At 66.2% G+C, this 23,351-nt stretch carries 21 protein-coding genes and 1 riboswitch; of the genes, 6 read left to right on the top strand and 15 right to left on the bottom strand.

From position 1 onward, the window contains the following. Positions 1 to 191: 191 nt before the first annotated feature. Positions 192 to 584 carry a 30S ribosomal protein S9 gene (rpsI, locus tag AB6724_RS16925; RefSeq protein WP_003059002.1) on the bottom strand — a complete coding sequence of 131 codons (393 nt, stop codon included), beginning with the start codon at positions 582 to 584 and terminating at the stop codon, positions 192 to 194. 10 nt (positions 585 to 594) lie between these two features. Beyond that, the gene (rplM, locus tag AB6724_RS16920) at positions 595 to 1,023 is read right to left on the bottom strand and encodes a 50S ribosomal protein L13 (protein ID WP_003059004.1); all 429 of its coding nucleotides are present in this window, start codon (positions 1,021 to 1,023) and stop codon (positions 595 to 597) included. Positions 1,024 to 1,356: 333 nt separating this feature from the next. On the opposite strand from rplM, the gene AB6724_RS16915 reads away from it, so the two are divergent. Beyond that, the gene (locus tag AB6724_RS16915; RefSeq protein WP_369339699.1) at positions 1,357 to 2,223 is read left to right on the top strand and encodes a 23S rRNA (adenine(2030)-N(6))-methyltransferase RlmJ; all 867 of its coding nucleotides are present in this window, start codon (positions 1,357 to 1,359) and stop codon (positions 2,221 to 2,223) included. A gap of 43 nt (positions 2,224 to 2,266) precedes the next feature. Here the strand turns inward: AB6724_RS16915 and AB6724_RS16910 are convergent, their stop codons facing one another. From AB6724_RS16910 to AB6724_RS16890, 5 genes are all read right to left on the bottom strand, one after another. Then, the gene (locus AB6724_RS16910; protein WP_369339729.1) at positions 2,267 to 3,010 is read right to left on the bottom strand and encodes a septal ring lytic transglycosylase RlpA family protein; all 744 of its coding nucleotides are present in this window, start codon (positions 3,008 to 3,010) and stop codon (positions 2,267 to 2,269) included. Between the two features lie 109 nt (positions 3,011 to 3,119). Then, the gene (gene metF, locus AB6724_RS16905) at positions 3,120 to 3,947 is read right to left on the bottom strand and encodes a methylenetetrahydrofolate reductase [NAD(P)H] (RefSeq protein ID WP_369339698.1); all 828 of its coding nucleotides are present in this window, start codon (positions 3,945 to 3,947) and stop codon (positions 3,120 to 3,122) included. 40 nt (positions 3,948 to 3,987) lie between these two features. Beyond that, on the bottom strand, positions 3,988 to 5,184 hold the full coding sequence (locus AB6724_RS16900) for a TlyA family RNA methyltransferase (protein ID WP_369339697.1): 1,197 nt from the start codon (positions 5,182 to 5,184) through the stop codon (positions 3,988 to 3,990). Between the two features lie 164 nt (positions 5,185 to 5,348). Continuing rightward, positions 5,349 to 6,764: an adenosylhomocysteinase gene (gene ahcY, locus AB6724_RS16895; protein WP_369339696.1), complete on the bottom strand. Its 1,416-nt coding sequence runs from the start codon at positions 6,762 to 6,764 to the stop codon at positions 5,349 to 5,351. 79 nt (positions 6,765 to 6,843) lie between these two features. Next, a riboswitch (S-adenosyl-L-homocysteine riboswitch) is annotated at positions 6,844 to 6,924 on the bottom strand. Positions 6,925 to 6,969: 45 nt separating this feature from the next. Next, complete coding sequence (locus AB6724_RS16890) at positions 6,970 to 7,374, bottom strand: helix-turn-helix domain-containing protein (protein ID WP_369339695.1); 405 nt, start codon at positions 7,372 to 7,374, stop codon at positions 6,970 to 6,972. Between the two features lie 66 nt (positions 7,375 to 7,440). Between AB6724_RS16890 and AB6724_RS16885 the strand changes: the two genes are divergently transcribed. Then, a complete protein-coding gene (locus AB6724_RS16885) occupies positions 7,441 to 7,944 on the top strand; it encodes a DUF2938 domain-containing protein (RefSeq protein ID WP_369339694.1) in 504 nt (167 codons plus the stop codon). On the opposite strand, the gene AB6724_RS16880 is transcribed toward AB6724_RS16885, so the two are convergent. From AB6724_RS16880 to AB6724_RS16845, 8 genes are all read right to left on the bottom strand, one after another. After that, the gene (locus AB6724_RS16880) at positions 7,941 to 8,651 is read right to left on the bottom strand and encodes a response regulator (protein ID WP_369339693.1); all 711 of its coding nucleotides are present in this window, start codon (positions 8,649 to 8,651) and stop codon (positions 7,941 to 7,943) included. The two genes, AB6724_RS16885 and AB6724_RS16880, sit on opposite strands and share 4 nt — an antisense overlap. Before the next feature lie 36 nt (positions 8,652 to 8,687). Further along, complete coding sequence (locus AB6724_RS16875; RefSeq protein WP_369339692.1) at positions 8,688 to 11,381, bottom strand: DUF4118 domain-containing protein; 2,694 nt, start codon at positions 11,379 to 11,381, stop codon at positions 8,688 to 8,690. 28 nt (positions 11,382 to 11,409) lie between these two features. Beyond that, the gene (locus AB6724_RS16870; RefSeq protein ID WP_369339691.1) at positions 11,410 to 12,279 is read right to left on the bottom strand and encodes a TorF family putative porin; all 870 of its coding nucleotides are present in this window, start codon (positions 12,277 to 12,279) and stop codon (positions 11,410 to 11,412) included. 79 nt (positions 12,280 to 12,358) lie between these two features. After that, on the bottom strand, positions 12,359 to 14,449 hold the full coding sequence (gene kdpB, locus AB6724_RS16865) for a potassium-transporting ATPase subunit KdpB (RefSeq protein WP_369339690.1): 2,091 nt from the start codon (positions 14,447 to 14,449) through the stop codon (positions 12,359 to 12,361). Between the two features lie 3 nt (positions 14,450 to 14,452). Then, positions 14,453 to 15,169, bottom strand: coding sequence for a K(+)-transporting ATPase subunit C (gene kdpC / locus AB6724_RS16860; protein WP_369339689.1), 717 nt, complete (start codon positions 15,167 to 15,169; stop codon positions 14,453 to 14,455). 48 nt (positions 15,170 to 15,217) lie between these two features. Continuing rightward, positions 15,218 to 16,924, bottom strand: coding sequence for a potassium-transporting ATPase subunit KdpA (gene kdpA, locus AB6724_RS16855; protein WP_369339688.1), 1,707 nt, complete (start codon positions 16,922 to 16,924; stop codon positions 15,218 to 15,220). 115 nt (positions 16,925 to 17,039) lie between these two features. Beyond that, positions 17,040 to 17,135: a K(+)-transporting ATPase subunit F gene (gene kdpF / locus AB6724_RS16850; RefSeq protein ID WP_369339687.1), complete on the bottom strand. Its 96-nt coding sequence runs from the start codon at positions 17,133 to 17,135 to the stop codon at positions 17,040 to 17,042. A gap of 121 nt (positions 17,136 to 17,256) precedes the next feature. Next, positions 17,257 to 18,519, bottom strand: coding sequence for an MFS transporter (locus tag AB6724_RS16845; RefSeq protein WP_369339686.1), 1,263 nt, complete (start codon positions 18,517 to 18,519; stop codon positions 17,257 to 17,259). 246 nt (positions 18,520 to 18,765) lie between these two features. On the opposite strand from AB6724_RS16845, the gene AB6724_RS16840 reads away from it, so the two are divergent. The 4 genes from AB6724_RS16840 (at position 18,766) to AB6724_RS16825 (ending at position 23,342) form a co-directional block, all read left to right on the top strand. Continuing rightward, the gene (locus AB6724_RS16840; RefSeq protein WP_369339685.1) at positions 18,766 to 20,394 is read left to right on the top strand and encodes a peptide chain release factor 3; all 1,629 of its coding nucleotides are present in this window, start codon (positions 18,766 to 18,768) and stop codon (positions 20,392 to 20,394) included. 167 nt (positions 20,395 to 20,561) lie between these two features. Next, positions 20,562 to 21,362 carry an HAD family hydrolase gene (locus AB6724_RS16835; RefSeq protein WP_369339684.1) on the top strand — a complete coding sequence of 267 codons (801 nt, stop codon included), beginning with the start codon at positions 20,562 to 20,564 and terminating at the stop codon, positions 21,360 to 21,362. Between the two features lie 286 nt (positions 21,363 to 21,648). After that, positions 21,649 to 22,635 carry a TRAP transporter substrate-binding protein gene (locus AB6724_RS16830; protein WP_369339683.1) on the top strand — a complete coding sequence of 329 codons (987 nt, stop codon included), beginning with the start codon at positions 21,649 to 21,651 and terminating at the stop codon, positions 22,633 to 22,635. Positions 22,636 to 22,826: 191 nt separating this feature from the next. Beyond that, positions 22,827 to 23,342, top strand: coding sequence for a TRAP transporter small permease (locus AB6724_RS16825; RefSeq protein ID WP_369339682.1), 516 nt, complete (start codon positions 22,827 to 22,829; stop codon positions 23,340 to 23,342). The last annotated feature ends 9 nt before the right edge of the window (positions 23,343 to 23,351 follow it).

Raw genomic sequence — 23,351 nt, 5'->3', positions numbered from 1 at the left:
GTTTCTTGATTGCCCGAAATGGTACAGCAACGGGCTCGGGAATTCTGGCCGTGCGGCTTTGCCGACAGGCCAAGTGGGGGCATTGCCGATCCGCTGCAACAGCGCACAAAAAAACCGCCCAGAACTTGCGCCCGGAGCGGTTTTTTGTGGAAAGACCCGCCGCAGCAGGTCTTTCGTGCAGGAGAAACGAATTAACGCTTCGAGAACTGCTTGGCGCGGCGTGCGGAGTGCAGACCGACCTTCTTACGTTCGACTTCACGAGCGTCGCGAGTCACGAAGCCGGCTTGGCTCAGTGCAGGCTTCAGAGCTGCGTCATAGTCGATCAGGGCACGGGTGATGCCGTGACGGGTTGCACCGGCTTGACCGGATTCGCCGCCGCCATGGACGTTCACTTGAATGTCGAAAGTCTCCAGGTTCTCAGTCAGAACCAGGGGTTGCTTTGCGATCATGATGGAGGTTTCGCGACCGAAGTACTGCTGAATGTCCTTGCCATTCACAGTAATCTTGCCGGAGCCCTTCTTCAGAAACACGCGAGCGACGCTGGACTTGCGACGGCCGGTGCCATTGTTCCAATCACCAATCATCTAGGTCTCCTTAGATTTCCAGAGCCTTAGGCTGCTGTGCGGTATGGGGGTGCTCAGCACCGCCGTAAACCTTCAGCTTCTTGATCATGGCGTAGCCCAGAGGACCCTTGGGCAGCATGCCCTTGACGGCCTTCTCGAGAGCACGGCCAGGGAACTTGGCTTGCAGGTCGCGGAAGTTGGTGGCAGTGATGCCGCCGGGGAAACCGGAGTGACGGTAGTACACCTTGTCCAGGTTCTTGGTACCAGTGACCTTGAGCTTGGAGGCGTTGATGATGACGATGTAGTCACCGGTGTCAACGTGAGGTGTGTAAATGGCCTTGTGCTTGCCGCGCAGACGGAGTGCCACTTCGCTGGCGACACGTCCGAGCACCTTATCGGTGGCGTCAATCACAAACCACTCGTGTTGCACCTCAGCGGGCTTTGCGCTGAATGTAGACATGAGTTTTCTCTTTCAAGAGGGTTTGGCGAGTCCTTTTCCGCGGTCGGTGCTTCTTCTTGAAAAAGACGAATCTTTTAAAGGAAGCCTCTTAGGCGGGGTTACTCGAACCGAAGTCCGAGCCTTCGCCGCGGGACCCATAAAATCGCTGCGAAGCCGGCCATTATACAAAAACCGCCAAATTTGCGCATTCCCGTGCCAAGCCCGTTGTGAAACCCCCGGTTTTCCCAGGGCCGCCACGGTCCGGCACCCTCTCAACCTTTCAGCCATCAAGGGCAAGCCGGACGGAGAACCCCTCTCTTGCGCCCCTTGCCCGGCTGGTTACCATCCGCCCATATGTTCAGTTACCGCCACGCCTTCCATGCCGGCAACCACGCCGATGTGCTCAAGCACACCGTGCTGATTGCCACCGTGCAATACCTCACGCAAAAGGAGGCGGCGCTGACGGTGCTCGACACCCACGGCGGCGCGGGCCTGTACCGCCTGGACGGCGACTATGCCAGCAAGAGCGGCGAGGCCGAAGAAGGCATACTGCGCCTGGCCGCGGCCAAGGAGGCCGAACTCGCGCCCGTGCTGCAGGACTATCTGCAGCTGGTGCGCAGCTTCAACCAGGGCAATGCCCTGCGCAACTACCCCGGCTCGCCCTTCATCTCGCAGGCGCTGCTGCGCCCGCACGACCGGCTCAAGGCTTTCGAGCTGCACCCGACCGACATGCGCTCGCTGACGGGCAATATGGCCCAGCTGGAAGTGGGCCGGAAGGTCAGCATCCTGCTCGAAGACGGCTTTGAGGGCGTGAAGAAATTCCTGCCCCCGCCCTCGCGCCGCGCGCTGCTGCTCTGCGACCCCAGCTACGAACTCAAGACCGACTACGGCCGCGTGCTGGACATGGTGACGGACAGCCTCAAGCGCTTTCCCACGGGCACCTACGCCATCTGGTATCCCATCATTCCGCGCCCCGAGGCCCACGATCTGCCCAAGCGCCTCAAGACCATGGCCACCAAGGCCGGCAAGAGCTGGCTGCACGCCACGCTGACCGTCAAGAGCAACAAGACCTCTGAGCGCGGCGGCCTGCCGGGCAGCGGCATGTTCCTGATCAACCCGCCGTTCAACCTCAAAGACCAGCTCAAACCCGCCATGCCGCAGCTGGTGAAGCTGCTCGGCCAGGACGACAACGCAGCCTTCACGCTGGAATCGGGCGGCTGATCCTTCGCTGTGCCAAAAAAAGAGGACCGCAGCGGTCCTCTTGTTATTTGTGATGCCGGCTGGGCTGGCTGGCCGAGGTGTGTACCTGGCGGCCGCCATGTTTGGCGGACTTCACCTTGTTGCGCGCCTCGCCGACCACAGTGCGCCCCGAGGACTTGCGCGCCGAGGCACTCAGCCGGGCCGGACATTCGTCCTCGTCGCCGTCGAGCTGCCACAGCTCCACGGGCTTGATGCCCAAGCCCAGCATGCCCAGCTCCTGGGCCGCGGCCTTGCTCAGGTCGATCACGCGTCCCGGCGCGAACGGGCCACGGTCATTGATGCGCACCACCACGCTTTTGCCCGTGACCGAGCTGCGCACGCAGACCCGGCTGCCGAATGGCAGGTCGCGGTGCGCGGCCGTGAAGTCCGTGCTGTCGAAACGCTCGCCGCTGGCGGTCTTGCGGCCGTGGAACTGCTCGCCATACCAGGACGCAAGGCCCGACTGGTCGCTTTCACGCGGCGGGTTCAGATCGTATTTGTTGCTGTCTTCGGGAGTATCGGCCTTGTCGGCATCGCCGGGCTTGTTGGCCCTGATGCCCAGCCCCTTGTCGCGGTAGTTGCTGCGCGCATAGGCATCGGGGCGCAGCGGCGCCGAAGCCGTGGCGGGGGGCTGCGGCTTGGACCTGAGCTGGGCACGCTCCGCCGCGCTCAGAGCGCCCCGGCTTGGCTGCGCCGCATCCTGGGTGGCTGCATTCTCCGGCAGGGGTGCGCAGCCGGCCATGACGGCCGTGACAAGCCCCAGCCCCATCCAGCGCCAGTAACGCCATTCTTTTTTTTGCGACACGGGCGGGTTCTCCTTGAAAACTCAAGCGAGTGCCGCCAAGCCTGGCCGCCCCAGCGGCCGGCAAGCTTCAGGCTTACAGACCCAGGCGGTCGCAGATCTCCAGAGTGGCGACGCTCTGATTCATCGTATAGAAGTGCAGCCCGGGAGCTCCCTGGCTGCGCAACTGCTCGCATAGATGAGTCACGACATCCAGACCAAAGGCACGAATGGATGCAGAGTCATCTCCGAACGCCTGCAGACGCAGGCGAATCCAGCGCGGAATCTCGGCGCCACAGGCATCCGAGAAGCGCATCAGCTGTGTAGAGCTGGTGATGGGCATGATCCCCGGCACGACGGGTATATCAAGCCCCAGGGCCCTCACATCATCCACAAAGCGCAGGTAGGCATCGGCATTGTAGAAATATTGGGTGATGGCGGAATCTGCCCCAGCGCGCACTTTAACAACAAATGCCTCAAGATCGCTGCGTGGGGACTTTGCTTGAGGGTGGGTTTCGGGATAGGCGGCCACTTCGATGTGGAACCAGTCGCCGAATTCCTTCTTCACGAAAGCCACCAGATCGCTGGCGTAGTGGAACTCGCCACCCAGGCCGTAGCCGCTGGGCAGGTCGCCGCGCAGGGCCACGATGCGCCTGACGCCCATGACCTTGAGTTCGCCGAGCTCGGCGCGCACCTTGTCATGCGTGGCGCCTATGCAGGAGAAGTGCGAGGCCGCGCCCACACCCTCGTTCTGGATGTCGCTCACCATGGTGAAGGTGCCGGCCTGGGTGGAGCCGCCGGCGCCGTAGGTCACGGAGCAGAACTCGGGCTTGCGCGCATACAGCGCCTGGCGCACGCCCACATGCTTGGCCGCGCCTTCGGGCGTCTTGGTCGGGAAAAACTCGAAGCTGATCGGGAAGCTCATGACGTCTCTTGTCTCGGAATTTCTGGTCTATGGATGGCGCTCAGCGCTCGTTGCGCTTTTTCTGCTTGGCGCGGGCCGGTCCGGGCTGGCCAAAGCTGGCGACCTCGGGGTCTTCGTACAGCTCCTGCTTTTCGCGCTTGGCGCGCATGTCGGCGCGAGAGGGACGCTTGGCCGCGACCTTCTTGGCGGCGGGCTTGGACTGCTCTTCCGCCGTGTCGGCAGCGGCAGGCGCCTTGACCTCGGCGCCCTGCTGCGCAAAGACAAAGAACTCGTGATTGCCGTCGCCGCCTTCGATCGGCGAATCCAGCCACTGCAGCACCGTCATCCCCTGCTCCACGAGGCAGTCGCGGATGCGCTGCTCCACCTCGGCATACAGCGCCGGATCGCGCACGATGCCGCCCTTGCCGACCTGGCCGGGCTGCAGCTCGAACTGCGGCTTGACCAGCATCAGCAGGCGGCCATGGGGCTTGAGCAGCTGCACGGCCGAAGGCAGGACCAAGGTCAGCGAGATGAAGGACACGTCGCCGGTGACAAAGTCGAATGCGGGCGTGATGTCTATCTTCTCGGTGCCGGGCCTGCGGCGGCGCTGCACCGGGGCCAGGCCATCGGCCTTGGCGCGGGCCTTGGCAGCACGCTCGGCCTTGAAGGCCTCGATATCCTGCTCCTTGGCGTCGTCGCTGTCGTCGTAGTCCTCGTCGACCTGACCGCCGTTGCGCATCCAGGCATAGGGTGCCTGGGGCTGGGTGTCGTTGTCTTCCTCTTCCTCGAGGATTTCGCTGAGCGCCTCGTCGCAGGCGGCGGCCAGCGACTCGGCCGTCATGGCACGGGCATTCAGGCCCTCCACGCATACCACGCGCTCATCGGCGCGCAGGCGCTCGTGCAGCTGGCCATGGCCCACATCCACGCCTATGACCTGGGCCGCACCCTGCTGCAGCAGGCAGTCGGTGAAGCCGCCCGTGCTCTGGCCCACGTCCAGGCAGCGCAGGCCTGCAACCTTGAAGCCCGTGGCGGCCAGCGCGCCTTCGAGCTTGAGGCCGCCGCGCGAGATGTACTTGGCCTCGGCCGCATCCAGCAGCTGCAGCTCGGCACCCGCGGGAATCTCATCGCCGTTCTTGGCGACCTTCTTCCAGGGGGCCAGCGGCGTCAGCCGCCATTCCACACCCGAGGCAATCAGACGCTGGGCCTGGGAACGGGTGCTCGCATGGCCAGCCTCAACTAAAAAAACATCTGCGCGCATCGCGTCGCTCTCCAGGGAATCTCGGTTAGTGCTGGCATCAACCCTCAAAAACTGGCGCGAACCAATGCCAGGGACGCCGAGCAAGGGCCGCCCCCGCAGCGAGGGCGTCGTCCCCCTCCGGCGAAGCCAGAGAGGGGGAAGCGGCAAAGCCGCTCAGGGGGTGCTTAATAGCGGTAGGTCTCGGGCTTGTAAGGGCCTTGCTTGCTCACGCCGATGTAGTCGGCCTGGGCCTGGGTCAGCTCGGTCAGTTGGGCGCCGACCTTCTTCAGGTGCAGGCGCGCGACCTTCTCGTCGAGGATCTTGGGCAGCACATAGACCTTGCCCACTTCATAGGCCTCGGGACGCGTGAACAGCTCGATCTGCGCCAGGGTCTGGTTGGCAAACGAGTTGGACATCACGAAGCTGGGGTGGCCGGTGGCGCAGCCCAGGTTCACCAGACGGCCTTTGGCCAGCAGGATGATCTTCTTGCCGTCGGGGAAGGTGATGTGATCCACCTGGGGCTTGATCTCTTCCCACTCATACTTCTCGATCGACGCCACGTCGATCTCGTTGTCGAAGTGGCCGATGTTGCAGACGATGGCCTCGTTCTTCATGGCCAGCATGTGCTCGTGGCGGATGATGTCGCGGTTGCCGGTGGTGGTCACGAAGATGTCGCACTTGTCGGCCGCGTATTCCATGGTCACGACCTTGTAGCCTTCCATGGCCGCCTGCAGGGCGTTGATGGGGTCGATCTCGGTCACCCACACCTGGGCGCGCAGTGCCGTCAGCGCCTGGGCGCAGCCCTTGCCCACGTCGCCGTAGCCGGCCACCACGGCCACCTTGCCAGCGATCATCACGTCGGTGGCGCGCTTGATGCCGTCCACAAGCGATTCGCGGCAGCCGTACAGGTTGTCGAACTTGCTCTTGGTCACCGAGTCGTTGACGTTGATGGCGCGGAACTTCAGCGTGCCCTTGGCGGACATTTCGTTGAGGCGGTGCACGCCGGTCGTGGTTTCCTCGGTCACGCCCATGATCTGGGCGCTCTTGCGGCTGTACCAGGTACCGTCTTCGGCCAGCTTGGCCTTGATGGCGGCGAAGACGATCTTTTCTTCCTCGGAGCCGGGGTTGGCCAGCACGGACAGATCCTTTTCGGCGCGCATGCCCAGGTGCATGAGCATGGTGGCATCGCCGCCGTCGTCCAGGATCATGTTCGGGCCTTCGTTCTCGGCACCCTTGGCGCCGAACTCGAAGATGTTGTGGGTGTAATCCCAGTAGTCCTTCAGCGATTCGCCCTTGATGGCGAACACGGGCACGCCGGTCTCGGCAATCGCGGCCGCGGCATGGTCCTGGGTGGAGAAGATGTTGCACGAAGCCCAGCGCACTTGCGCACCCAGGGCCGTCAGCGTCTCGATCAGCACGGCCGTCTGGATGGTCATGTGCAGCGAGCCGGTGATGCGTGCGCCCTTGAGCGGCTGGGCGGCGGCGAATTCTTCGCGCACGGCCATCAGGCCAGGCATTTCGGTTTCGGCGATGCTGATCTCCTTGCGGCCCCAGCTGGCCAGGGAAATGTCGGCGATCGCGCGGTCTTGGGTATTGCTCATGAAAACTCCTGCTCGGAACAAACTTGGAAACAGTCCACGATCTGCAGCAGGAGGGGAAAGCGCCGCACCGCACAGAAAGCGTGGGTGAGCGTCGTTGCGAGTGTTGGGTCCGAGCCTCACGCCCCGCCTGATGGGGGACGCTGCAACGCTCCTCGGATATCCGGCGATTATAGACGCGGCCGCATCCACGGCGCCGCGAAAGGGCTCAGCCTCCGTCCCTGGCCGACCTGGCGGCCACGCGCAGCATCTGCTGGAATTTCGGGCATTCCAGATGGCTGGGCGCCGGGCATTGCGCCGCATGGCGCAGGCCTTCGCGCAACGCGGTCATGCGGCGTATGCCGCGGTCCAGCTCCTCGGCCCGGCGTGCCAGCGCCTGCCTGTCCACCTCCAGCGCGCCGCCGTCGCCGAACATCTGGCGGATCTCGGCCAGCGAGAAGCCCGCTGCTCGGCCCAGCGTGATCAGGGCCAGTTGCTGCAGCACCTGGGGCTGGTACTGGCGCCGCAGGCCATGCCGCGCGCAGGAGGAAATCAGGCCCTGGGCCTCGTAGTAACGCAGGGTGGAGGCGGTCAGGCCGGACTGGCGGGCCACCGCGCCGATATCGATGAGCATGCGTGCTTGACTTGAAGTTGACTTCAAGTTGCATAGTCGGTTTTTCTTCGCACCAAGGCAAGCCGCATGAGCATAGACCACCCCGTTCCCCTGGCCCAGACCCTGTTCGTGGGTCTTGGCGCCACCGCCGTCATCGACCTCTGGGCCATGCTGCGCCGGCGGCTGTTCGGCGCGCCCGCACTCGACTACGCCCTGGTCGGGCGCTGGCTGCTGTATCTGCCCGAGGGCCGCTGCGCTCATGCGCCGATCACGGCCTCGGCGCCCAAGGCCTACGAAGCCGCCATTGGCTGGAGCGCCCACTATCTGATCGGCATGCTGTTTGCCCTGGCCCTGGTCACCCTCGCGGGCCCGGCCTGGCTGGAAGCGCCGCGCCTGCTGCCGGCACTGGCCGTGGGCCTGGCCAGCGTGGTGTTCCCGTTTTTCGTGATGCAGCCCGGCATGGGCCTGGGCGTGGCGGCCAGCCGCGCGCCCAGGCCCTGGCTCGCGCGCGGCCACAGCCTGGTCCTGCACGCGGTGTTCGGCCTGGCCATGTATGCCACGGCCCTGGCGCTGCAGGGATTCGCCGCCTAGGATGCGGCCAGGCCCAGCAGCCGGTAGCCCACCTGCAGCTCGGTCAGCAGATGCCGGGGCTGGGCCGGGTCGAGCTCTATCTTCTGGCGCAGATTCGCCATGTGCACGCGCAGATAGTGGGGCCGGTCCAGATACTCGGGCCCCCAGACCTGCAGCAGCAGCTGGCGATGCGTCAGCACCCGGCCCTGGCCCGCGATCAGCGCCGCCAGCAGGCGGAACTCTATGGGCGTCAGATGCACCGGCTCGCCGTCGCGCGCGACCTCGTGGGTGGCCAGATCGACCGACACATTGCCGAAATGCGCGCAGCTGCCACCCTTGTCCGCCGCGCTCGCCTGCTGGCGGCGGCGCAGCATGACGCGCAAACGCGCCAGCAGCTCGGGCACGCCGAAAGGCTTGGTCAGATAGTCGTCGGCGCCCGCATCGAGGGCCGCGACTTTTTCCTCTTCGCGCTCGCGCGCCGACAACACCAGAATCGGCAGCTGGCTCCAGCGGCGCAGTTCGGCGATCACGGTCTTGCCGTCGGCGTCGGGCAGGCCCAGGTCCAGCACCACGGCATCGGGCTGGCGGCTGGCCGCGTCGATCAGGCCGCGCTTGGCAGTGTCGGACTCGAACACCAGCCAGCCTTCGTCCTCCAGCGCCAGGCGCACAAAGCGCCGGATGCTGGCATCGTCTTCGATCAACAAAATTCTTGGGCCGCTCGCGTTCATTCGGAATCCCTGGTCTATGACATCGGATTGTCGGCGCTATTCGTCCAGGCGCGGCTGCTCGGGCACCGGCAGGCGTATCGTGAACAGCGTTCCTTCGCCGGCGGCGCCGGACTCCGCCTCCAGCGTGCCGCCATGAGCCTCCACGATGCGCTGCGCCAGGGTCAGGCCCAGGCCCATGCCGGATACCGAGGACTCGGTCACGCCGCGCGTGAAGGGCTCGAACAGCTGGGCCGCCGCCATGTGGCGCGGCAGGCCCGGCCCCGTGTCCTGCAGCTGCAGCAGGCAGTCCTCCCCCTCTTTGTGCGCCGAGATCTGAATGGCCGTGCCCGCCGGCGTGTACTTGACGGCGTTGTCCAGCAGGTTGACAAGCACGCGCTCCATCAGCACCGCATCCACATGCAGCAGGGGCAGGTCCACCGGCAGCCGGGTCTGCACCACATGGGTGGCCAGGCGGTCGCGCATCTGCTGCAGCGCGCTGCCCACCAGTTCGTCGGCGGGCAGCCATTCGCGCTTGAGATGCACCCCACCCTGCTGCAGCCTTGCCATGGCCAGGAGGTTGTCCACCAGTTGCTGCATGGACTGGGCCTGGTTGCGGATCTGCACCAGCATCTCGTGCGTCACGCCCTGGCTCGCATGGGGCAGAGCCGTCTGGGCCGCGCCCAGAATGCCGGTCAGCGGCGTACGCAGATCGTGCGAGACCTCCGACAGCAGGGTGTTGCGCAGCCGCTCGCCCTCCATGGCGATCTGGGTCTGCTGCGCGACCTCGACAAAGTGCACGCGCTCCAGCGCCAGCGCGATCTGGCTCGCGCAGGCCTCGAGCAGGCGCCGCTCCTCGGGCACATCCAGCCGCTCGGGCGAGCGCAGATGCAGGGCCAGCACGCCGCGCGCGCGCACGGGGGCCATCAGCGGCACGTACAGGGCCGGCGATGCCGCCAAAGTGTCCGTGCCATGGCCGGCCATCTGGCCATGCTCCATGGCCCAGCGGCCCACGCTCGCGTCAATGCTGCCGGTGCTGCCCGCGGCGATATGCAGCTGCTCGTTGGCATCGGGCAGCAGCAGTCCGGTCTGCGCATCGAACACGCCCGAGACCGTGGTCAGCGCGGTCTGCGCGACCTGCTCCTGGGTCAGCGCGCCCGACAGGTCGCGCGCCAGCCGCGCCAGCGCTCCCGCGCGGCGCTCGCGTTCGGCCGCCACGCGGGCCTCGTGGCGCAGCCTGGCCATGAGCTGGCCGCAGACCAGAGCCACGCCCAGCATCAGGCTGAAGGTGAACAGGTACTGGGTGTCGTTGACGGAGAACGAATCGCGCGGCGGCACGAAGTAGTAGTCGAAGCAGAGCACGGCCAGCAAGGCGGCCCAGGCCCCGGGCCCGCGCCCCCAGCGCAGGGCGGAGAGCACCACCACCAGCAGGAACAGCATGACCACGTTCGCTGGCTCGAAGACCTGCAGCAGCAGCTCGGCCACCGCCGTGGCCGCAAAACAGGCCAGGCTCGCGCCCACATAACCCACCCAGGCGATCGGCTTGCGATCGTTGCTGCGCTTGCGCTCGGCGCTCTCGCTTTTGGGAACCGGCGGCGACAGCACCAGCACGTCCAGTCCCGGATCCAGGCGCGCGATCTGCTCGATCAGATTGGGCGGCACCCAGGGCAGCCAGCGCGACACGCGCCGCTGCACGCGCGCCAGCACCAGATGGCTGGCATTGCGCTCGTGCGCGAAATCGACCAGGGCCTGGGCCACATCGGTGCCGGGAATGGTGGCCGTGTCCGCGCCCAGACGCGAGGCCAGCGCCAGGGTCTTGAGCACGGCCTCCTGCGCGCGCCGCGGCCGGTGCTGGCGTTCGGGCGCATCCACATAGACCACCATCCAGTCGGCCTCCAGCCGCCGCGCCAGGCGCGCGACCTGGCGCACCAGAGCATCGTCGCCGGCACGGCCGCCCACGGCGACCAGCAACCGCTCGCGCGCGGGCCAGACCTCGCCGATGGCGCGCTCGCGCCGGTAGTCGCGCATGTCTTCGTCGACGCGGTCGGCCGTGCGGCGCAGCGCCAGCTCACGCAGCGCCAGCAGATTGCCCAGGCGGAAGAAATTGTGCGAGGCGCGCTCGGCCTGTTCCAGCGGATAGACCTTGCCGGCCTTGAGGCGGCGCAGCAGCTCCTCGGGCGAGATGTCGACGACCACGACCTCGTCGGCATCGTCGAAGATCTGGTCGGGCACGGTCTCGTGCACCTTGATGCCGACGATGCCGCCGACCACGTCGTTGAGGCTCTCCAGGTGCTGGACGTTGAGCGTAGTCCAGACATTGACGCCGGCGTCCAGCAGCTCCTGCACGTCCTGCCAGCGCTTGGGGTGGCGCGAGCCGCTCACATTGCTGTGGGCCAGCTCGTCCAGCAGCAGCACATCGGGGTGGCGTGCCAGCGCGGCGTCGAGATCGAACTCGGACAGCTGCCGCCCCTGGTAGGCCAGCATGCGGCGCGGCAGCTGCTCGAGGTCGTGCAGCTGCTGTTCGGTCTCGGCCCGGTCGTGCGTCTCCACCAGGCCCACCAGCACCGAGCGCCCGGCCTGGCGCTCGCGCAGCGCGGCGGCCAGCATGGCATAGGTCTTCCCCACCCCGGCGTTGGAGCCGAAGTAGATGCGCAGCTTGCCGCGCGCGGCCTGCTGCCGCTCGGCCTGCAGCTGGGCCACCAGCGCATCGGGATCGGGGCGCGGGGCGATCGGGGGGAGATTGTTGGCGGGCATGGGGTAATCAGCGTATCACTCAAACCGGTCAAAAGGCCGCGCTCAGGCCCAGCACCCAGCCGCTGCGGCCCAGGCTGCGCAGCTGGCCTTGGCCGTTGGCGGCGCTGTAGTAGCGGGCATCGGCCGAGGTGCCCGCATAGGCCAGGGTCGCGGTCCATCCGCCCCAGCTCCTGGCCAGGGACAGGCGCCAGTCGGCATAGGAAACCGCGCTGTAATTGCGCACATAGGTATAGCCTCCGTGCAGGCCCAGCGTGGCCCAGTCGCCCAGGCCATGCTGGTAGTTCAGATCCAGGTACTGGCTGCCGCGGCTGCTGCCGGCCGGCGCCAGCGCCGTGGCGAAGGCGGAGCCCGCCGTGCCGTCCTGCAGGCCGAAGTACGGGCTCAGCGCCAGCGACCATTTGGCGCTGAAGCCGCCATGGCTGGCGCCCAGATAGGCCTCGGTGGTGTCGAAGCGCTTGCCCGCGCCATTGTCCGCCGCCAGTCTGGCGCCCGGATAGCGGTAGTGCAGCAGGCCCGTGTCCAGCTGCCAGCCCGGCGCCACTTCGGCGCGCCAGCCGCCATAGATGTCCTGCTCCAGCCCCTGGCCCTGGGCATAGCTGTGGGTGGAGACATTGGACAGCGAGCTGCCCAGATACCAGCCCTGCGGCAGAGCCAGCTCGATGCCGCCCTGCACGGCGGCGCCGCGCCAGGTCTGGGAGATGCCGCGAAAGCGGTAGTCGCTGAGCAGGCTCAGGCTGCCCGTGACCGGCCAGGCGGAGGGCCTGTCTGCTGCCGCGGCCGAGGCCTGGCCGTCCTCGGCCAGGGCCGGGATTGCCGCCGCGATGGCGGCGAGACCGAACGCGGCCGAAGCGGCCAGGGAACGCGATACGGCCAGCGCCGATGGGAAAGATTTGCACATGATGAGGAAAGCTCGGGCAAGACCAGCCCCTGCCCGCCCCGGATACCGGAGCGGGATGGGAGGCAGGCGTGAAGAGGGGTTAAACCAGGCCGAAGAGGGCCAGCAGCATGTCTATGAGCTTGATGCCCACAAAGGGAACGATCAGCCCGCCCAGACCGTAGATCAGCAGATTGCGGCGCAGCAGCACGGCGGCGCCCACGGCGCGGTAGCGCACGCCGCGCAGCGCCAGCGGCACCAGGGCGATGATGATCAGCGCGTTGAAGATCACGGCACTCAGGATGGCCGAGTCGGCGCTGTGCAGCTGCATCACGTTGAGCGAGGCCAGCTGTGGATAAGTGCCGACGAAGGCCGCCGGGATGATGGCGAAATACTTGGCCACGTCGTTGGCGATGCTGAAGGTGGTCAGCGCGCCGCGCGTCATCAGCATCTGCTTGCCGGTCTCCACCACCTCGATGAGCTTGGTGGGATTGCTGTCCAGGTCCACCATATTGCCGGCCTCCTTGGCGGCCTGGGTGCCGCTGTTCATGGCCACGGCCACATCGGCCTGGGCCAGGGCCGGCGCATCGTTGGTGCCGTCGCCCGTCATGGCCACGAGCCGGCCCGCGGCCTGATGGGTGCGGATCAGGCGCAGCTTGTCCTCGGGCGTGGCCTCGGCCAGATAGTCGTCCACGCCGGCCTCGGCCGCGATGGCGGCCGCCGTCAGCGGGTTGTCCCCGGTGATCATCACGGTCTTGATGCCCATGCGGCGCAGCTCGGCAAAGCGCTCGCGCATGCCGGACTTGACGATGTCCTTGAGCTCGATCACGCCCAGTACCTTGGCGCCGTCGGCCACGACCAGCGGCGTGCTGCCCTTGCGCGAGACATTGTCCACGGACAGCTGCACCTGGCTGGGGAAGCTGCCGCCCAGCGCCTCCACGTGGCGGCGCACCGCATCGGCCGCGCCCTTGCGCAGGCTGCGCCGGCCCTGGGCCGAGAGCAGGTCCACGCCGCTCATGCGCGTCTGCGCGGTGAAGGGCAGAAACTCGGTCTGCACCTCGGCGCTGCCGTGCTCGGGCAGGCCATGGCGCTCATGGGCCAGGGCCACCACGCTGCGGCCTTCGGGGGTTTCGTCGGCCAGCGACGACAGCTGCGCGGCCTCGGCCAGCTGCTGGGCCGTGACGCCCGGAGCCGGCAGGAAGTCGCTGGCCTGGCGATTGCCCAGGGTGATGGTGCCGGTCTTGTCCAGCAGCAGCACGTCCACATCGCCCGCGGCCTCCACGGCACGGCCCGAGGTGGCGATCACATTGGCCTGCATCATGCGGCTCATGCCGGCCACGCCTATGGCCGACAGCAGGCCGCCAATCGTGGTCGGGATCAGGCAGACCAGCAGCGCCACCAGCACGGCGATGCCGACCACGGTGCCCGAGCCCGTCTGCGCCACGGCAAAGGCCGAGAACGGCCACAGCGTGACGATGACCATCAGAAACACCAGGGTCAGGCCCACGAGCAGAATCGTCAGCGCGAGCTCGTTAGGTGTTTTCTGGCGCTTGGCCGATTCGACCATGGAGATCATGCGGTCCAGAAAGGATTCGCCGGGATTGACGGTGACCTCCACAATCAGCCAGTCCGACAGCACGCGCGTGCCGCCCGTGACCGAGGAGAAGTCGCCGCCGGCCTCGCGGATCACGGGCGCCGATTCACCGGTGATGGCGCTCTCGTCCACCGTCGCCACGCCCTGGATCACCGTGCCGTCCAGCGCTATCGTGTCGCCGGCTTCGATCAGCAGCGTCACGCCCTTGCGCAGCTCGCTGGCGCGCATGGGAATCCATGAGCTGTCGTAGCGCGGCTGCTGCAGCACCTTGGCCACGGTGTCCCGCTTCATGCTGCGCAGGCTGGCGGCCTGGGCGCGGCTGCGGCCTTCGGCCAGGGCTTCGGCGAAGTTGGCAAACAGCACGGTGAACCACAGCCACAGCGCGATCGCCAGCACAAAGCCGTTGTTCTGGCTGGCCGGCTCCATCAGGTTCTGCCCCCAGAGCAGGCTGGTGAGAATGGCGCCCAGATACACCACGAACATCACGGGATTGCCCCACTGCGTGCGGGGCGAGAGCTTGTGCACGGCGTCCCACAGCGCGGCGCGCACCAGCTTGGCATCAAACAGGCCGCTGCCCGTCGTCATTTTTTGTTTGCGCATGGCTTACTCCTTGGCCTGAGCGGCTGGCTGCAAGGCATCGAGTGCCAGATTGAGCTGCAGCACGTTCACGCGCGGCTCGCCCAGCAGGCCCAGGGTGCGCTGCTGCGTGGCCTGGTCCAGCAGCTCCTGTACCTTGGCCTGGTGCAGATGGCGCGCCTGCGCCACGCGTGGCAGCTGCAGCAGGGCGTTGGCCACCGAGATATGCGGGTCCAGCCCCGATGCCGAAGCCGTCACGGCATCCACCGGCACTTCGGCATCGGCGGCCAGGCCGTTCTCCTGCCGGTACTGCGCCACGCGCCGGGCCACGGCCTGGGCCAGGTCCTGGTGCGTCACGCCCTGGTTGCTGGCACCCGACAGGCCCGCGTTATAGGGCGCGGCGATGCTGGCACCCTCTTTTTCGGGGTCAGCAGCCGTGGTGGCGCTGGGGCGCCCATGGAAATACCGGGCGCCCGTGAACTGCTGGCCTATCAGGGCCGAGCCCACGATGCGGCCGTGACGCTCGATCAGGCTGCCATTGGCGGCCTGCGCGAACAGGGCCTGGGCCACGCCCGTGGTCAGCAGCGGATAGGCAATGCCCGACACCAGCATCACCACCACGGCGGCGCGCAGGCTGCTGCCCAGCAGACGCCCCCAGGAAGCCGGCGCCGTATCCGCCTGCGGCGACACCGCAGCCGATGCCGCAGAAGCCGCGGCGCAAAGAGTTTGAGAAGAGGATTTCATTGCTTGCTCCTTGGTGCGCCTGTGCCGCGCACCTCTGGCAAAGTTGGTTTATGCGTACAGCTGGCCGACCAGCATCTGCAGATGTTCGATCACCGGGCCCAGGGCCAGGGCCGGCAGGAAGGTCAGCCCGCCCACCACCAGCACCACGAACACCAGCAGGCCCATGAACAGCGGCGTGGCCGTGGGGAAGGTGCCCGGGCCCGCAGGCACCGTGGTCTTGGCCGCCATGGAGCCGGCCACGGCCAGCATGGGCAGCAGCGTGAGAAAGCGCCCCACGAGCATGGCCAGGCCTATCGTGACGTTGAAGTACGGCGTGTTGGCATTCAGCCCCGCGAAGGCCGAGCCGTTGTTGGCCGTGGCCGAGGCATAGGCGTAGAGGATTTCCGAGAAGCCATGCGGGCCGTGGTTGTTGAGGCTGGCCGCGGCATCGGGCCAGAGCACGGCCAGCGCCGTGAAGCCCAGGATGCTGGCCGGCTGCGCAAGCACCGCGAGCATGACCAGCTTGATCTCGCGCACCTCGATCTTCTTGCCCAGGAACTCGGGCGTGCGGCCTATCATCATGCCGGCCAGGAACACTGTGAGAATCGCGTACTGGATCAGGTTGATCAGGCCCACGCCGTCGCCGCCGAACACGCAGTTGAGCATCATCTGCGCCAGCGGCGTGATGCTGCCCAGCGGGGTCAGCGAATCATGCATGGCATTCACCGAGCCCGTGGTCGCGGCCGTGGTCGTGGTCACGAACAGCGCCGTGTCCACAATCCCGAAGCGCAGCTCCTTGCCTTCCATATTGCCGCCCGGCTGGGTCAGGCTCCATTGCTGGTTCGCGCCGGCGCGCTCCAGCAGGCCGCTGCCGCTTTGCTCGGCCACGAACACCAGGCTCAGAAAGCCGACGAACATCACCAGGCAGGCGCCGAACAGCACCCAGCCCTGGCGGCGGCGCAGCAGCATGGAGCCGAAGGCGTAGGTCATGCCCGCGGGTATCAGCAGCATGGAGAAGATGTGCAGCACATTGGTCAGCGGCGTGGGGTTCTCGAACGGGTGGGCCGCATTCATGCTGAAGAAGCCGCCGCCGTTGGTGCCCAGGTGCTTGATGCTTTCAAAGCTGGCCACCGGCCCCATCAGCAGCTGCTGCTTCGCGCCTTCTAGCGTGGTCGCCACGGTCTCGGCGTGCAGCGTCTGCGGCATGCCCTGCCAGACATAGACCAGCGCCATGACGAAGGACAGCGGCAACAGCACGCGCCAGAACACGCGCACATAGTCGACCCAGTAGTTGCCGATGTCCTCGCTGCTGGAGCGCGCCAGGCCGCGCACAAAGCCCGCGCCGGCCGCCACGCCCGTGGTCGCGCCCGCAAACATCAGAAAGGTGATGGCCGCCATCTGCGTGGCATTGCTGAGGCTGTTCTCGCCCGCATAGGCCTGCCAGTTGGTATTGGTGATGAAGGACGAGGCCGTGTTGAAGGCCAGATCGGGGGCCTGGGCCGCGATCTCCAGCGGATTCAGCGGCAGGCTGCCCTGCAGGCGCAGGATCAGATAGCCGAGCAGCATCATCACGGCGTTCGACAGCAGCAGGGCCGAGCCATAGCGCAGCCAGCCCATGCGCTCCTGCGGATTCACGCCGAAAGCCGCATAGGTCAGGCGTTCCAGCCAGGTATGGTGCTCGCCGGTAAAACAGCGTGCCAGCCACTTGCCCATGGGAATGGTCAGCAGCGTCATCAGCGCCAGCACGGCGGCATATTCCATCCAGGGTAACCACATAGCGTGCTCCCTCTCAGATATGCGTCAGCGCGCGCACAAAGCACAGCAGGCCGACAAAGCAGGCGACCGTCAGGCCCACGAAAACAAGGTCTTGCAGCACTTGCATGGCGCCTCCTCAGAATTTCTCGGGGCGCAGCAGCGCATAGCCCAAATAGGCAAACAGCCCCAGGGCCGTGCAGACGGCCAGGACTTCGATCCAGTTGCTAGTCATTCATTTCCTCCCGCTGGCCGTCACGCGGCCTGGTTGCGATGAAGAAAATGTAGAAATTTGCCCGTCAAGAGCGGGTAGAGATTGGCCGGGGCGGTATCAAGACGGCATCAAGATGCCGGGTTCAGGAGGCACAGGCGGCCGCCTGGCGCGCGGCCAGCTGTTGCACGCGCCAAGCCAGCGCCAGCACCAGGGCCAGCACCAGCAGGGCCACCGAACCCACGCCCGACCAGCCCCAGCGCGACCAGAACCAGCCGGCCCCGGCGCCCAGCACGCTGGAGCCCATGTAATAGCCCCAGAGGTAGAGCGACGAGGCATGGCCCTTGGCCTGGGTCGCAAGACGCCCGACCCAGCCGCTGGCCACCGAGTGCGCCACGAAAAATCCCGCGGTCAGCAGCACGATGCCGGCCACGACAGCCGCCAGCGGCTCAAACAGGGTCAGCACCAGGCCGGCCGCCATCAGCAGCGTGCCCGCGATCAGCACCGGGCCGCGCCCCAGCCTGTCGGCCAGGCCGCCGGCCACGGGCGAGGCCACGATGCCGAACAGGTAGGCGTAGAAGATATGGCTGATCTGCAGCTGGCCCATGTGATAGGGCGCGACGCCCAGCAGAAAGCCCGCGTAGTTGTAGATGCTGACGAACACGCCCATCAGGCCGAAGGCGATCAGGAACAGCAGCGGCAGACCTGGGTGACGCAGATGCTGGCCCCAGGCCTGCAGGTGGTAGCGGGCGCCCAGGCCGCTTTTCTTGATGAAGTTGCGCGAATTGGGCAGCAGCCAGACAAAGCCCAGGGCCGCGGCCAGGTCCATGACCGACAGCGCGGCCAGCGCCTGGCGCCAGCCCCAGAACTCCGTCATGGCGCTCATGCCCACGCGTCCCAGCATGCCGCCCAGGGCCGTGCCGCCCACATACAGTCCCATGGCAAAACCCAGGCCCTTGGGGTCGATCTCCTCGGACAGATAGGCCATGGCCACGGCCGGCACGCCGCCGAGCAAAATGCCTTCCAGGGCGCGCGCGGCCAGCAGCGCGTGCCATTGCGGCAAAAAAGAGGCGAGCAGATTGCACAGCGCCGCCAGGGCCATGGAGATGAACATCAGCTTGCGCCGGCCCAGCCCCTCGGACAGAGCGCCGGCCAGCACGATGGAGACCGCCAGGCAGGCCGTGGACACCGACAAAGCCAGCGCGCTTTGCGCGGGGCTCACGGCAAAGGTGCGGGCCAGCTCGGGCAGCAGCGGCTGCACGCAGTACAGCAGCGAGAAGGTCGCGAAGCCGGCCAGAAACAGGGCCAGGCTGACCCGCCGGTACTCGGGCGTGCCGCGCTTGATCCAGACCGGTGCAGCTGGTGCCGGCGGGGCGTTATCGGATAGGGGCGGCGTGGCGCGGTGCATGGCTTTCGGGAAAATCGGCAGACCGGCTCCATTGTGCTCCGCAGGCCGTGGCCGTACCGGCTGCGGGATAGCGCACCGGCCTGCCCCGCAAGCCGACAGAGAATCGCCCACCCTATAAAATAGTAGGCCTCAAGGAATTCCGTAGCCGTCTGCTCCTTCCCGGCAGACCTCATGCGGCCAGCGCCTCGCCGGCCGCAACTCTTTCAGCATGCCAGCCGCAGCGCTGACGAAACTGCATTCAAAACCGTGTCATACGCCTCTGAAACCCGGCGCCGTCGTACGTTCGCCATCATCTCCCACCCGGACGCGGGTAAGACCACGCTGACCGAAAAGCTGCTGCTGTTCTCGGGCGCGATCCAGATCGCCGGCGCCGTCAAGGGCCGCAAGGCCAGCCGCCACGCGACCTCCGACTGGATGGAGATCGAGAAACAGCGCGGCATCTCGGTGGCGTCCTCGGTGATGCAGATGAGCTACCGCGACCACGTGATCAACCTGCTCGACACCCCCGGCCACAAGGACTTCTCGGAAGACACCTACCGCGTGCTCACTGCCGTGGACTCGGCGCTGATGGTGATCGACGCGGCCAACGGCGTGGAATCGCAGACCCGCCGCCTGATCGAGGTCTGCCGCCAGCGCGACACCCCCATCATCTCCTTCATCAACAAGTTCGACCGTGAAGTGCGCGACCCGCTGGACATCATGGACGAGGTGGAGCGCGAGCTGGGCATGCCCTGCTGCCCCATCACCTGGCCCGTGGGCCAGGGCAAGAGCTTCGGCGGCATCATCAACCTGCGCACGCAAAGCATGACGGTGTTCGCCCCCGGCAGCGACCGGGGCCCCAAGGACTTTGAAGTCATCCCGCTCGCCGAAGGCGACAAGCTGCGTGCCCGCTTCGGCCAGGCCTTCGACGATGCGCTGGAATCCATGGAGCTGGCCGTGGGCGCCTCGGCCGAGTGGGACCACGAGGCCTTCCTGGCCGGCAAGCTCACCCCCGTGTTCTTCGGCTCCGGCGTGAACAACTTCGGTGTGATGGAAGTGCTGGACGCCGTGGTCGACATGTCGCCCCCGCCCGGCCCGCGCGTGGCCTTCGCCGAGGTCAACCGCAACCGCGAGGAGCGCATCGTGCGCCCCGAGGATGACGGCTTCTCCGGCGTGGTGTTCAAGGTCCAGGCCAATATGGACAGCAACCACCGCGACCGCATCGCCTTTGTGCGCGTGGCCAGCGGCAAATACACGCCCGGCATGAAGATGAAGGTGCAGCGCACCGGCAAGGAGCTGCGCCCCACCTCCGTGGTGACCTTCATGAGCCAGCGCCGCGAGGCCGTCGATGAAGCCTACGCGGGCGACATCATCGGCTTCACCATCCACGGTGGCGTGCAGCTGGGCGACTCCATCACCGACGGCCCCAATCTGCAGTTCACCGGCCTGCCCTTCTTCGCGCCCGAAATGTTCATGACCGTGGTGCTCAAGAACCCGCTGCGCACCAAGCAGCTGCAGCAGGGCCTGATGCAGCTGGGCGAGGAAGGCGCGATCCAGGTCTTCAAGCCCGATGTCGGCGGCAATATGCTGCTGGGCGCCGTGGGCCAGCTGCAGTTCGAAGTGGTACAGCACCGCCTCAAGACCGAGTACGACTGCGACGTGCGCCTCGAGGGCTGCCAGTACACGGGCGCGCGCTGGATCACGGCCGATACCCCGGCCGAGCTGCGCGAGTTCGAGAACGCCTACCCCATGCGCCTGGCGCACGATGCGGCCGACACCCTGGCCTATCTGTGCACCAGCCCCTACGACGTGCGCCTGGCCCAGGAGCGTTTCCCCAAGATCCACTTCCACCCGCTGCGCGAGCACGCCGGCCTGGCACTAGGCTCAGCAAACTGAGCCTCACCCCCTGAGCGGCTCCGCCTAGGCGGCCCCGCCGCTTCCCCCTCTCTGGCGCTTCGCGCCGGAGCGGGACGACATCCTCGCTGCGAGGCGGCTCTTGCTCGATGTCTCTGAGTTGGGCCGCGCCGGTTCTATGCGTGGATCAAGATTGAGAAAGTTGTTTTGTGAGCCAAGAATTTCTGCGCCCTTTGTCTGAACTGCCGGTTCCCCAGAATCTGCTGGGCGTGCTGACCGATATCGACGACACGCTGACCACCGAGGGCGTGGTGCCCGAGCATGTGGTGGCCGCCATCGCGCGCCTGAAGGATGCCGGCCTCAAGGTCGTGCCCATCACCGGTCGTCCCGTGGGCTGGAGTGTGCCGTTTGCCTCCGCCTGGCCCGTGGACGCCATCGTGGCCGAGAACGGCGCCGTGGCACTGAAGAAGAACGCTCTGGGCGTGCTCGACAAGCTCTACCAGCAGGACGACGCCACGCGCAGCGCCAACTTCGCGCGCATGCAGCAAGTGCTGGCCGAGGTCGAGTCCCGGGTTCCGGGCGCCAACCGCGCCACCGACTCGGCCGGCCGCGAATGCGATATTGCCGTGGACCACAGCGAGTTCACGCAGATGCCGCAGGCCGATATCGAGGCCTGCGTGGCCATCATGAAGGCCGCGGGCATGAACGCCACCGTGAGTTCCATCCATATCAACGGCTGGTTCGGCGAGCACAACAAGCTCGAAGGCGCGCGCTGGATCGCCCGGGCCTTGTTCGACATCGATCTGGACGCCACGCTGGAGCGCTGGATCTATATCGGCGACTCCACCAACGACCAGCTGATGTTCGAGCACATGCCCCACAGCGTGGGCGTGGCCAATATCGCGCGCTTCGAGCCCCAGCTCAAGCACCTGCCGCGCTATGTGACGCAGGCCGAGCGCGGCGACGGTTTTGTGCAGCTTGCCGATCACCTGCTATCGCAGCAAAAATAGGAGCTTGCAGCGCTTGAAAAGCAATCAATCCAAAGATATTCATTGCTGAAAGTCTTTTGCAGCAAGCGCAAGCAGCTATGAAAAAGCCGACAGAACCCACTCTGCCGGCTTTTTTATTGGGCTCGGGGCAGGCCACATCGAAACTGCGTTCCCAGGCCACGACATCGCGTTTCGCGATGCCATGACACGCACAAGACGAGCCCCTTATCGGGCCTGCCTACTGGTTGGTACTCACTACAATTTTTACGTTTATTTCCAAAGACATAACTAGGGAGAGAGTACTGCCATGAGCATGATCCGTCGCACCTTTGTCGCCACCGCCGTGGCCACTACCGCAACCCTGGCAGCCGGTGCTGCTTTTGCCCAGGGCAAGGAAGTCAAGATTGGCTATGCCCTGGCCGTGAACTCGCACTACGGCGCTGCCGCCAACGCCTGGGCCGAGACCGTGGAAAAAGGCAGCAACGGCGCCTACAAGTTCAAGCAGTTCCCCTCCTCGGCCCTGGGCGGCGAGCGCGAGCTGATCGAAGGCCTGCAGCTGGGCACCGTGGAAGCGGCCATCGTCTCCACCGGCGCACTGAGCAACTTCGTGCCCGATGTGGGCGTGGTGGACATCCCCTTCCTGTTCCGCGACACCCAGCATGCACGTGCCGTGATGGACGGCGCTTTCGGCCAGGAGCTGCTGGCCAAGTTCCAGAAGCGCGGCCTCGTGGCCCTGGCCTGGGGCGAGCAGGGCTTCCGCCACCTCAGCAACAACAAGCATGCGGTCAACGGCGTGGCCGACCTCAAGGGCCTGAAGATCCGCGTGACCGAGAACCCCGTGCACATCACGGCCTTCCGCACGCTGGGCGCCTCGCCCACGCCCATGTCCTGGCCCGAGGTGATCGGCGCTCTGCAACAGGGCACCATCGACGGCCAGGAGAATCCGATCTCCGTGCTGAGCTCGGCCAAGCTGTGGCAGGTGCAAAAGCACCTGACGCTGACCGCCCATGTCTACGCCCCCATGGCATTGATTGTCTCGCCCTCGTTCTGGGGCACTTTGTCCGCCAGCCAGAAGGCGGCCTTCACCGAAGGCGCGAAGAAGGGCGCCATCGCTTCGCGCGCCTTTGTGGACAGCGTGGAAAAGAAGGGCGTGGAGGAAGCCAAGGCCAACGGCATGAAGGTCGTCGAGAAGGTGGACCAGGCTGCATTCCGCACGGCGCTGGAGCCGGCCTACAAGGAATACGCGAAGAAGTTCGGCCAGAAGACTCTGGACACCATCACCGCCACCAAGTAATCCCGGGCGCGCCAGGGACAGCAGGCCGGGCCCATGCCCGGCCTGGTGCGTTGAAGCACCGATCACCGCAGCAACCACGGCTGCGGTCATTACCAATGGCTTAATCAGGTCCGCTCCCGGATGATTGCGCCGCTAACCAACTCGGTGAGGACGGCAGCCCGCCGCTGCTCTCGCGTCCCACCCCGACCCCTATGCTTGATCGTATTGAACGCCTTCTGGTGGCCTGCAACCGCTGGCTGCTCATCGCCCTGCTGCTGGCCATGGCCTGCATCGTCTTTGCCAACGTGGTGCTGCGCTACACCACGGGCGACTCCATAGTCTGGGCCGAGGAAGTGGCCCGCCACATGATGATCTGGGTCACCTTCCTGGGTGCCGGCCTGGTGCTGCGCTTCGGCGGCCATGTGGCCATCGACAATCTGCACCGCGCCGTGAGCACCAAAAGCGCACAAATCATCCGCACTCTGGTCGTGGCCGGCCTGGCCCTGTTCTTCGCCGTGATGACCGTGACCTCTTCGCAATACGTGTACGCCACGCGCTTCCAGACCACGGCCGCCACCGACATTCCCATCTCCTTCATCTACGCCGCCATGCCCGCGGGCTTTGTGCTGATGCTGGTGCATCTGCTGTTCATCGCGCGCGGCTACATCGGCGCGGGCGATTTCGCAGAATCCACCGAGATGGACGCAGACGCCGCGGCGTCGATCTGAACGGGAAGA

The sequence above is a fragment of the Comamonas guangdongensis genome, assembly GCF_041079535.1.
Taxonomy (GTDB): domain Bacteria; phylum Pseudomonadota; class Gammaproteobacteria; order Burkholderiales; family Burkholderiaceae_C; genus Comamonas; species Comamonas guangdongensis.
This window is presented reverse-complemented; position numbering and strand designations above follow the sequence as displayed.

Coding starts and splice junctions, on each gene's coding strand:
- kdpA (WP_369339688.1), bottom strand. CDS start 16,924: ATGTGGTTACCCTGGATGGAATATGCCGCCGTGCTGGCGCTGATGACG.
- AB6724_RS16830 (WP_369339683.1), top strand. CDS start 21,649: ATGAGCATGATCCGTCGCACCTTTGTCGCCACCGCCGTGGCCACTACC.
- AB6724_RS16825 (WP_369339682.1), top strand. CDS start 22,827: ATGCTTGATCGTATTGAACGCCTTCTGGTGGCCTGCAACCGCTGGCTG.
- rpsI (WP_003059002.1), bottom strand. CDS start 584: ATGATTGGTGATTGGAACAATGGCACCGGCCGTCGCAAGTCCAGCGTC.
- AB6724_RS16870 (WP_369339691.1), bottom strand. CDS start 12,279: ATGTGCAAATCTTTCCCATCGGCGCTGGCCGTATCGCGTTCCCTGGCC.
- AB6724_RS16890 (WP_369339695.1), bottom strand. CDS start 7,374: ATGCTCATCGATATCGGCGCGGTGGCCCGCCAGTCCGGCCTGACCGCC.
- AB6724_RS16875 (WP_369339692.1), bottom strand. CDS start 11,381: ATGCCCGCCAACAATCTCCCCCCGATCGCCCCGCGCCCCGATCCCGAT.
- ahcY (WP_369339696.1), bottom strand. CDS start 6,764: ATGAGCAATACCCAAGACCGCGCGATCGCCGACATTTCCCTGGCCAGC.
- kdpB (WP_369339690.1), bottom strand. CDS start 14,449: ATGCGCAAACAAAAAATGACGACGGGCAGCGGCCTGTTTGATGCCAAG.
- AB6724_RS16880 (WP_369339693.1), bottom strand. CDS start 8,651: ATGAACGCGAGCGGCCCAAGAATTTTGTTGATCGAAGACGATGCCAGC.
- AB6724_RS16845 (WP_369339686.1), bottom strand. CDS start 18,519: ATGCACCGCGCCACGCCGCCCCTATCCGATAACGCCCCGCCGGCACCA.
- kdpF (WP_369339687.1), bottom strand. CDS start 17,135: ATGACTAGCAACTGGATCGAAGTCCTGGCCGTCTGCACGGCCCTGGGG.
- metF (WP_369339698.1), bottom strand. CDS start 3,947: ATGAGCTTCCCGATCAGCTTCGAGTTTTTCCCGACCAAGACGCCCGAA.
- rplM (WP_003059004.1), bottom strand. CDS start 1,023: ATGTCTACATTCAGCGCAAAGCCCGCTGAGGTGCAACACGAGTGGTTT.
- AB6724_RS16910 (WP_369339729.1), bottom strand. CDS start 3,010: ATGGGGCTGGGGCTTGTCACGGCCGTCATGGCCGGCTGCGCACCCCTG.
- AB6724_RS16900 (WP_369339697.1), bottom strand. CDS start 5,184: ATGCGCGCAGATGTTTTTTTAGTTGAGGCTGGCCATGCGAGCACCCGT.
- kdpC (WP_369339689.1), bottom strand. CDS start 15,169: ATGAAATCCTCTTCTCAAACTCTTTGCGCCGCGGCTTCTGCGGCATCG.
- AB6724_RS16915 (WP_369339699.1), top strand. CDS start 1,357: ATGTTCAGTTACCGCCACGCCTTCCATGCCGGCAACCACGCCGATGTG.
- AB6724_RS16885 (WP_369339694.1), top strand. CDS start 7,441: ATGAGCATAGACCACCCCGTTCCCCTGGCCCAGACCCTGTTCGTGGGT.